The organism is Leptospira weilii, assembly GCF_006874765.1.
Taxonomy (GTDB): domain Bacteria; phylum Spirochaetota; class Leptospiria; order Leptospirales; family Leptospiraceae; genus Leptospira; species Leptospira weilii.
The window spans coordinates 3,242,535-3,252,500 of record NZ_CP040840.1 but is presented as its reverse complement, the minus strand read 5'-3'; the positions used below and the strand labels follow the sequence as shown (position 1 = coordinate 3,252,500).

Genomic DNA, 9,966 nt, shown 5'->3' with positions numbered 1-9,966 from the left:
CCTCTGAAAATCCGACGGCTTTGAGAAGTCCGGCCGAGATCAATCTTTGGAATATGAAATTAACACAAAGAAGAACGGAGACTAGTATGAGTATGGTGGCAACGAAACTTTGAAAAAGAATGGAAATGATCGCGGCTCGATAAATCGAGTTGGGGATACTTACTTGCAGCGCCCAAAAACGTTTATCTTTGCCGATATGAAACGGAAAGAAATAATGCGTATATCCGTTTGAGTCGGTGGTAAATTTTTTTCCGGTCTCTTCCTGACTTTCTTTGAGATAGAACTCCAATTCTTGGGCATCGGGAATTTGTTTTCCAACCAGATTACCGTCAAAACCATTCACGGCATAAATTCCCTTTGGGGAAATGAGGGATAAGTAACCTTGACCTTGGAACGGTTTTTTACCGCCGATCAGTTTTTGCAATTCCTCCAATCGATAATCGAGACCGCCCACACCGTAAAATTGATTTCCCACACGGAACGGAGCGATCAGAGATATCATAAGAATTTTGACCTTTCCGTCGAGTTCATAATAATACGGGTCGGTTACAAATTGAGTCAGCGTTTTTTTAGGGGTTTGATACCATTCTCCTTCCGGACCAGGGTTATCGTAATACTTAGCGGCTTCCAATACGATTTCTTCATCCGTTTTTCCACGATGAAGATAAGGAATGAATCTTCCGGTGGCATCATGCCCGGGAGTATTTTCAAATTGATCATCTTGTCCGTCGAAGCCGTTCGGCTCGTAGGCTACTCGGGCGCCGAAATAACTCTCGTTCACCTTCAGTATTTCCTGCAAAGCTAGGATGACTTTGCTTCGGGGAGGAGAATCGAATAAAAGCGGGAATCGGAAACCCCGGATTATACCCATACCCGTATCTAAATAGTCTTTGATTTCGAAGGTCCAACGTTCCGCGGTTACTTCGGAACTGTTGACCACCTCTTGTTCTAGTTTTTTATAGGCTGTATATGAGTTGATTGTTGCAAGAATTCCAAAACCGATAAATAATACGATTGAAAGATACAAAGAAATGCGAAATCGAATGCTCATTGCGTCCTCCCGCAACTTGTCTATTAAGTAATTAAAAAGTGATTAACGAAGGATGGGACGAAAAGCTCGAGCAAAAAATTGCTAATTTATAAAAAAATCATTATTTTATCTTGGGAAAAACAAAAATTCGGTCTATGTCGCATTCATAAATGTGATATTTACCGATTCTTCTGAGGTTGATTCGAATTTTTTGGTCATGGGGCGGAATGAAAAAACGCCACCCAAAGCATTTGAATCGATTTGCGATAGGGTAATTTTTTTGGAGTCCCTTCTCGAAATAATATGAGGTCTTAAACCCATAACCTTACCCATTAAGAAGGCTTTTGGAATAATAAGGATCAAAACTGATATTTTTCAAGTGTTCCGACGTGTTAGTGATTAGGGGGTTAGATTTTAGTGGATAGAACTTTACATACAATAAAATGCAAGTGTTCCGACAAGAATGAGACTTTTTACTTGCAAAAAGTATGATTTTCTGATAGAGAAAAATTTCCCGAGTCTTTCCGCCTCCACCCCCACCCAAAAATAAGGGTGGGAACTAAGTTTCACGGGGGATTTGTCGTAACTCCGACAGATTTATCTTCGGATCCAAATACTTATGGGTAAGGTGATGGTAGAAAGCGAAATAGCCAGCGAACAGCGGAGCGTCGTGAGCGGCTCTCAACGCAGTTGAGAAAGAAAGCGCCCCGTAGAAAGCGAAATAGAGTTATTCTCCCCACCACCCAAAATCAGGGGAAACTCAGGCAAGAGCTCGCTTTTATACTTGGGGTCCTTCTTTTTCGTGCGGAACCGAGACGATCCTGGCATATTGTCGCCGTGGCGATTCAACACTTTATTAGGAACTGCGAATATTCTTATGTGGGGAATTTTTATCGCTGTGAACAGTCCGCTGATGGGGCTACGAAACTACGGCGATGCACTGGATTTTTGTATTTTTTTAATTGTTTGCCGTCTTCCATTCTACGAAAGAGGATTGAATTCGATTTCCTACCGAGACGCTGGCGCGCTGGTGGGTTTTCGTATGTTGTTGAATATCGATTTAGATTTTTCTAATGTATAAGACTTGCGAGGTCGTTGTATCTTCGAAATCAAAAATGTTTCTTCAATATGACGAGATGCTTGCATATCAAAGGGCGTCGTTTCCCGTATTTACGGGAAAGACTACAATTTTCTTAACGCGGCGGGTGATTTGACGGAACATCCGGATCTCTCGACGAGTTTGGAAATTCCGTCTTTCCTTTCAATGATTAGAGTTGTTGAAAAATTAATTCTCCATTTGCTTCCGTTTATTGAAATGGACGATTGAAGCAATTTTGTTAAACTTTATCATTGAATTTTTCAACAACTCTATTCTGGAAATCGAAGACTTTATGTCGAAAGTCCAAATACGTCGTGAATTTTGTTGATCGCAATCTTTGCTTGATCTTCGGGGATTACACAAGAGATTTTGATCTCGGAGGTGGAAATCATTTCGATGTTGATTCCGTTGTCCGCGAGAGCTTTGAACATTCCCGCCGCGACTCCTACGTGAGACTTCATTCCCACTCCGACCGCGGAAACGATCGCGATACTTTCGTTGATTTCTGGTTCCATTGCGTTATGTGCCTTTGAAAATCCTTGAAGAATCGGTTTTGCTTGAAGAACGTCCTTTTTGGGAATCGTAAATGAGATCGTATTGATTCCGTTATGCGGAGAGGATTGTACGATCATATCCACAAGAATATGCTTGGAATTTAATTCCCCGAAAAGTCCCGCCGCTAAGCCGGGTTTGTCGGGAACTTCCGCGATGGTGATTCTTGCTTGATCACTCTTTGCGGTGACTCCGCTGACTTTTAATTTTTCCATAATTTTATCCTCGCTCATCACAAGTGTCCCTTGGTTTTCGTTAAAGCTGGAACGGACGTGTATGACCACATCGTAGTTCATTCCCAATTCTACGCTTCTAGAATGAAGAACTCCCGCGCCTAAACTTGCAAGTTCGAGCATCTCTTCGTAAGTGATCTGCGTATGTTTTTTTGCGTTCGGAACGATTCTCGGATCGGCCGTATAAACTCCGTCAACGTCGGTATAAATTTCACATTCTTTCGCGCCGAGAACCGCCGCTACCGCTACCGCGGATGTATCGGAACCGCCTCTTCCCAGTGTGGTGATGTTTTCTTCCTCGTCGATTCCTTGAAAACCGGCGATGATCGCTACCTTGCCTTCTTTGAACGCGTTATCGATCTTGGATCGATCGATCTCTTTGATCTTTGCGTTCGAAAAATTTCCGTCCGTTAGAAGTTTGATTTGAGAGCCCGTAAAAGAAGTCGCGGGAACTCCGATTTCCCAAAGAGCCATGGCGAGGAGTGCTGTGGAAATTTGCTCGCCCGTCGAGAGGAGCATGTCCATTTCCCGTTTGGGAGGATTTGCGGAAATTTTTGCGGCGAGGTCCACGAGCTCGTCCGTGGTATGTCCCATAGCGGAAACCACGACGGCGATTTGTTGTCCCTTGTCGTGATAGGATTTGATTCTTCTCGCAACGTTCTGGATTCTTTCCGGGGTTCCCACGGAAGTTCCGCCGTATTTTTGAACGATGATGTTTGCCATAACCTTAACAGTCATATTTTTCTTTTAAGACGAGGGATCAAGAGAATTCGATTTTGATTCTCCGATTTTGGAAAGAGGGTTTTGTTCTTAGGAAAGGTTTTAAAACTGACGAAAGTTTTATCAATACCGTAGAATTTCGTTTTCGAACGAATTCCTTTAAGAAGAAAGTATGTTTAGTATTCTCGATTGGTTTTTTATCTTATCGTATTTATTATTTGCGTTTGCTGCGGGAGTTCTGCTTTCTCCCAAAGCGGGCAAGAATCTTGTTTCTTACTTTGTCGCCGATCGGAAACTTCCTTGGTGGTGGCTCGGAACTTCGATGGTCGCGACTACATTCGCCGCGGATACTCCTCTTGTGATCACCGGTTTTGTCGCGGCCGACGGAATTTCGGCTAACTGGTTTTGGTGGAGTTGGGCCATCGGTTATATGGCGATGACCGTTTTTTTTGCGGGTAAATGGAGAAGGATGGAAGTTCTCACCGACGTGGAGTTTGTCGAACTTCGTTACGGCGGAAAACCCGCGACAATTCTTCGGATGGTCAAAGCGTTCTATTTGAGTATATTAGTAAATTCGATTGTACTCGGATGGGTATTCAAAGCGATGTCTAAGATTACCGGTCCTTTTTTGGATTGGAAGGATATATTCGGGAAGAACGGATTCGCGATCGTTCAAAGTCTATGGCCTTCTTTTTTAATATTCGATTCTTTGAATAATACGATCACGGTTTTGATTTTGTTTTTGGTCGTGATCGTCTATAGCAGTATGGGAGGAATCCAAGGAGTGATTCTGACCGATCTCGTTCAGTTTGCTTTGGGAATGGGCGGTGCGATTCTTTTTGCGGTGTACGCCGTTTATAGCCAAGGGGGGATTTCCGGTCTGCTGATGGGGATGAAAGAAATCTATCCGGACAAATACGAATCGATCCTGAGTTTTTGGCCGGATTTTCAAGGCGCCTCCCTTCCGTTTAACGTTTTTCTAATATTTATATCTGTGCAATGGTGGGCTCAGTATTATTCGGACGGTTCGGGATATTTGGCGCAGAGAATTCACACCGCAAAAAATCCGAAAGAAGCGGAGAAGGGTTCGCTCTGGTTCAACGTAGCGAACTTTATCATTCGAACCTGGCCTTGGGTTTTAACCGCGCTCGTCACGTTAGTCGTATTTCCGTTGCACGATCCGACAAGATATTTTTCGGAAGGGCAGATCGTGGGCGGGGATCGTGAGATGGGTTATCCGATTTTGATGAAACTCGTTTTGCCGAGCGGAATTTTGGGAATCGTATTCGCGAGTCTGATGGCGGCCTTTATGTCCACGGCGGACACTCATATCAACTGGGGCGCGAGTTATCTGGTGAACGACTTTTATCTGAGATTTATCCATCCGGGCGCGAGCGATAAAACTTTGGTGAGAGTCAGCCGGATCGCCGTCGTGTTGATGTCGATCGTAGCGATTTTGGTCGCGACTCAAATCCAATCCATCGCGAGTGCGTGGAAATTTTTGTTGGCGTTCGCTTCCGGAATGGGATTGCCTCAAATTCTAAGATGGGTTTGGTGGAGAACCAACGCTTGGACGGAACTTTCAGGAATGATCACCGCCCTCGTTCTTTCCATGATCTTGTATCCGTTATTTCCCGAAGTTCGATCGGAATATCTTTTGTTCTGGGTCGCGATCGGTTCGGTGATCGTTTCGATCGTCGTTACGCTTTTGACTCCTCCCGTGCCGCAAGAAACGTTAGACGCGTTTGTGCAAAGGGCGCAGCCGTTCGGATTTTGGAAAGGCAATGAAAGCAAGGAACGACTGGAGGATTTTCAACGAAGAATCGTCCTTTGGTTTTTGGGAACCGTCGCTTTATTTTTCGGAATGTTTTCTTTGGGATATTTCTTTCTGTTGCAATTTTGGCAAGGCGCTTGTTGTCTGATCGGCTTTGCGGTTTTCGGCGCTATCTATTGGGGAAAGAATTCAATCAGAACCGGGTCGATTGACATTTGGCGAACGTTTTAGACGTGAAAAACAACGGATTTGAAACACGGTCGATTTTGAATAGAACTTGTTCCGAATTCTGCAGAGCGGCCGCTCTGCGCTTTAGTTTTGCAAATGTAGGAACTCCAACGGGAGTCGAACGACAATAGAATCGATTCGAAAGCCGATCCATAGCCAAAGAGACGTAATCTGTAGGAACTCCTTCGTTGTGTGAAAAATTTGCGACAACGTTTCTATCTAAGTTTTGGGAAAAGTTCTATAAGCGATCTTGAAAATATCTTGGAATGATCGGGATCGGTATTTAGGCATAAGGTATTTTTGAAATAGTTATATATTCTTAATTTAGAATATTCTGAAAATTGTATGTTTTTTGATTTATATTTCGAAAACATGAGGGCTGGTTCAAAAGCCTCAAAGAATTTACATAATCATTCTTCATGAATTGTAGTAGTTCCTGCAAAAATCGTCGTTTTGGGCAGTTTGAGAACTTTCAAGTAGTTTATAATATCGTTAGATTTTTGTATGAGTTCCCACACTTGTGAAACTAAAGCGTCTCGCTTCTATGGGCGCTCGACGGGTTTTGGGACAGATTCTTAGGCGATCGTAGAAATGTTGATATGTCCATATAATAGAGTTATTGAAAAATTAATTCTTAGTTTATTTCTGTTTCATTGGAATGGACGATTGAAGCAGTTTTGTTAATTGGAACTATGGAATTTTTCAACAACTCTATTATTTTTAACGTGAGTTCGGCATAAGAAATCCATGGTTCATTTTTCTGTAAAAAGTTGTAATTTGAACTTTGTAAATCTATTCTTTAAAGTCGAAGCTACAGCAAATCGCGATTTTACGAACAAATTCTAAAATTGTAGAAACCCTCTTTTTAAAAGATTCTTTTTCAGTTAGAACTCATGTTGTTTTTAGAATATTCAGAAAATATGAAATTCTTTCGTGAAAAAATGTTTTCGGACCCGGTTCGATTTAGGACGGAATTTCGACGTCTCTGGAAAGGCAGAGAAGGGCCGTCAGAGTAAGAACCGGCGAAACGTCCTTTTTACCGGAATTCTGCATCGAATGAAGAACCGATTCCAAAAGGATCGTGATTTTTCCGAGTCCGAGCGAATTGGATCGTTGGATCAGTCTTTTCCAAAGGTTCGTTTGATCGTATCTTTTCAAACCGACCGTACAAAGATCGGAAACCGCGGATGTGAGTTCGGCGATATATTCTTTCAAGGGATCTTGTTCGGAAAAAGACCGACTCGACATCGAAAAATCCGACGTGGAAGTTTTCGAGTCCAAATACGGCTGTAACATCGTGCGATCCCCGTTTCGTTCGATCACGACCGATACGGGTTGAATGTGCAATTTACCGGATACGGAACTCGCGATCCCGCAAAGATAACAAAGAGAAGAATCAAACAACGACTGTCGAAGATTCTCCAGTCCGTTTACTGCCCTGCTATAATACGGAAAAGAAACATACGCGACCGTTCCGTTTTTGTCCTCTACTTCCAGTTTCATCTTTTGGGTAACGTCGTCGAAATACGGCGGATCGAATCGATCCGCTTTCAAGACTAAAAAATTTCCCGCCGCGGAGCGAGGTCCCAAGGCTCGGGGAGGCCGCTGCGAAATTGTTCGGATTGCCTTGTCGTAATCGTCGTAAAAAATTCCTTCGTACAACGATTCGAAACGAAGCGTATGAGGATTCGAAATCGCTTTATTACCGAATTGTAATCTACCGGAAGCGGTTCTTTTAACCGAAGAGCTGACGATCGAACTCTTTCCGAATTCTATAAGGGGAATTCCCTTGAGCGCGGAAAGATTTCCCGCCGCGTGAAACGGTTCTTCGGCCGGTCTTTCCAAAAAACGTTCGCATAACAACACTTCGTCGGAATTTTGGGCCGTAAAATAGGAACGTACCGTAAAACCTTTTTTAAAAACGCGTACATCCGATCCGAGTCCGATCAAGGTCCGTGTGGTCAGTTCGGAAGAATACTTTTTGGAGTCTCCGGCGATCATGGAGAAAGGAATCTCGCCTTTGTTCTCTTTCAATGCGTCCGTTCTGACAAACCATTCTCCCAAAAGATATGCGATTTGATTCGGGTCGAACTGCGAATCGTGTATCAAATATTTTGAATATTTTTCCCGCAATTCGGCCAAAACGTCTGCGGGCCATAACAGTCCTTCCCGGATACAGGATCGCTCTAGATCGGATAACGCGTTTCGGATACGTTCCGAAGATACGCTTTGAAAACCGTATTCGACGATTTCCTTTAGGGCGATGTCCGCGCCATCGGTGATGTGAATCGGAATTCCGGTTTTTTTCCGTTCTGTGGAAACAAATCCTTTGTTTTTATGCATTAGACGAAATGCCCACACCGCGATCGCAACCGCCTGTTCTCCGATCGATCCCTTTCGATCGGAGCGCGCGTATCTTACATCGTTTGGAACGGGAAAGAATACGTTTCCCAATCCCTCAATTTTGGCGGTCGGAGTCTCCGTTCGATCAAGTTCGATCGCGATGCCCGAATCGAAAACGGATTTCGCTTTTGCAAGGGAGGAGGCCGATAAAAAAGATCGCAGACTTTCGTCGTCGATGTCGCCCGGATTCCAGGATAGTTTCGGCTCGTCCGCGGCCGAACGTTTTTGATAAGCGACAACGGTACGAACGATGTGCCTGCAAATTCCCGCAGAGGGACATGTGCATACGAAGTCCTGGATCGACGCCGCTTCCGGGAGAACGCAGGTGACGGAGTCTTCCCAGACGACTTCCGTGTTTCCGTCTTGGGTTTCTTTCCATTCTCCTTGGATGTCGGATTCGACTTCCTTAACGGCGCGGCTAACGGTTCCTTTGCTCGTTAATATTTCCAATTCCTGTAGTGATAAAGAGAGAATGTCTTTGCGCATCTTCGTATTACCCGATTTTATCGCCGACCCATTCCGCAAGTTCGCCGGGAGTCATAGCTCCTATTTCGGCTCCCGCTTTGACGAGTTTATCCGCCATTTCCGCGTCGTAGCTCGGGTTTGCAGTTTCGTCTAACGCGGCTAAACCCAAGATTCGAACTCCGCTTTCCGCCAGTCTATGAACCGCGGAAACGAGTCTCGAGGGAGGGGCGCCTTCGAAAAGATCGCTGATGAGTATGATCATGGTTCTGCGAGGATTTTCGATTTTTCCTTCCGCATATAAAACTGCGGAACCGATATCCGTTCCTCCGCCTAACTGCACTTTCATGAGAGTCTCCACAGGATCGGAACAATGATCCGTCACATCCACAACGTTCGTATCGAAAAGAACCAAAGTCGTTTTAAGCGTTTTAATTCCCCAGAAAATCGAAGCGGTAACCGCGGAATGAATCACGCTGTCCGCCATACTTCCGGATTGATCCACCAGGATAATCAGCCGCCAACGATCGGCCATGGAACGATGGATTCTCGAATGGAATAAGGGTTTTTGCAGAATCAGTTTTTTGGAAGCGGGATCGAAATGTTTTAGATTGGCGCGAATCGTTCCTTTGACGTCGAAGTTTTTGTAAATCCTAAGAGAAGAGCGCCGATTTCGATTTTTCACACCTCGAAAGGAGGTTAGAATGGTAGTCTCTAATTTTTTCATCAATTCCTCCACCACCTTTCGCACGAGTTCGCGGGCGAGGTTCAACACGTTAGGCTCCATTAGATGACGCGTATGCAGTACCGCTTTGAGAAGGGTCTTGTTCGGGGAAACTCGTTTCAAAAGTTCCGGATTTGTCACCATCTCCATCACTTGATAACGTTCTAATGCGTCCTTTTCGATCCGTTCGATCGTTGTTTTCGGAAACAGTTCGTGTATTTCGTTGATCCATAAAGGCACGGTTAATTTCGATTCTCCCGAACTTCCCGCTCTTGTATTTCGATCCGAGCCGTATTCTCCCGAATTCCCCGTTCTTGTATTTCGATCCGAGCCGTATTCTCCCGAACTTCCCGTTCTTGTATTTTGATCCGAGCCGTATTCCCCCGAACTTCCCGTTCTCGTATTTCGATCCGAGCTGTATTCTCCCGAACTTCCCGTTCTTGTTTTTCGATCCGAGTCGTATTCTCCCGAATTCCCCGTTCTTGTTTTTCGATCCGAGTCGTATTCTCCCGAACTTCCCGTTCTCGTATTTCGATCCGAGCCGTATTCCCTTCCATAAAGATATTCGAGGGCCCGGCTCATTCTTTTTTGTTGTTCGGAGAGAGGAGGGGCGCCTAACGCTTGTTCGGAACCTGTTCCTAAAATCAAGCGCCATCGCACGAACGTATTGAAATCGTCTTTGTCGTATTCCATTTTTTTAATGTGTTTGCGGTTTTCGCCGAAACTCCGTTTTCAACTCCG

The 9,966-nt window shown here is 44.5% G+C and carries 4 protein-coding genes and 2 pseudogenes (1 of these 6 cut by a window edge); 2 read left to right on the top strand and 4 right to left on the bottom strand.

Going from position 1 to position 9,966, the window contains the following annotated elements; translation table 11 throughout:
* Positions 1 to 1,051: the 5' portion of a methyl-accepting chemotaxis protein gene (locus FHG67_RS15750; protein WP_004496831.1), read on the bottom strand. The gene continues 1,034 nt to the left of window position 1, outside the view; the window shows 1,051 of its 2,085 coding nt (coding positions 1–1,051); the start codon lies at positions 1,049 to 1,051; its stop codon lies off the left edge, out of view.
* 750 nt (positions 1,052 to 1,801) lie between these two features.
* Here FHG67_RS15750 and FHG67_RS22440 point away from each other — a divergent pair.
* A pseudogene (locus tag FHG67_RS22440) lies at positions 1,802 to 1,992 on the top strand (hypothetical protein); the annotation flags it as partial.
* Between the two features lie 427 nt (positions 1,993 to 2,419).
* Here FHG67_RS22440 and FHG67_RS15735 read toward each other — a convergent pair.
* On the bottom strand, positions 2,420 to 3,637 hold the full coding sequence (locus FHG67_RS15735) for an aspartate kinase (protein WP_004498815.1): 1,218 nt from the start codon (positions 3,635 to 3,637) through the stop codon (positions 2,420 to 2,422).
* A 169-nt stretch (positions 3,638 to 3,806) separates the two neighbouring features.
* Between FHG67_RS15735 and FHG67_RS15730 the strand changes: the two are divergent.
* A pseudogene (locus FHG67_RS15730) lies at positions 3,807 to 5,620 on the top strand (sodium:solute symporter family protein).
* 979 nt (positions 5,621 to 6,599) lie between these two features.
* Here the strand turns inward: FHG67_RS15730 and FHG67_RS15720 are convergent.
* Both FHG67_RS15720 and FHG67_RS15715 read right to left on the bottom strand, forming a co-directional pair.
* Positions 6,600 to 8,525 carry a hypothetical protein gene (locus tag FHG67_RS15720; RefSeq protein ID WP_142499848.1) on the bottom strand — a complete coding sequence of 642 codons (1,926 nt, stop codon included), beginning with the start codon at positions 8,523 to 8,525 and terminating at the stop codon, positions 6,600 to 6,602.
* A gap of 7 nt (positions 8,526 to 8,532) precedes the next feature.
* Entirely contained in the window at positions 8,533 to 9,918 is a 1,386-nt protein-coding gene (locus FHG67_RS15715; protein WP_142499847.1) for a VWA domain-containing protein, read from the bottom strand.
* Positions 9,919 to 9,966: the final 48 nt, after the last annotated feature.

Bases quoted from the DNA above. Each gene is read 5' to 3' on its own strand.
- FHG67_RS15715 (WP_142499847.1), bottom strand. From the start codon at position 9,918: ATGGAATACGACAAAGACGATTTCAATACGTTCGTGCGATGGCGCTTG.
- FHG67_RS15735 (WP_004498815.1), bottom strand. From the start codon at position 3,637: ATGGCAAACATCATCGTTCAAAAATACGGCGGAACTTCCGTGGGAACC.
- FHG67_RS15720 (WP_142499848.1), bottom strand. From the start codon at position 8,525: ATGCGCAAAGACATTCTCTCTTTATCACTACAGGAATTGGAAATATTA.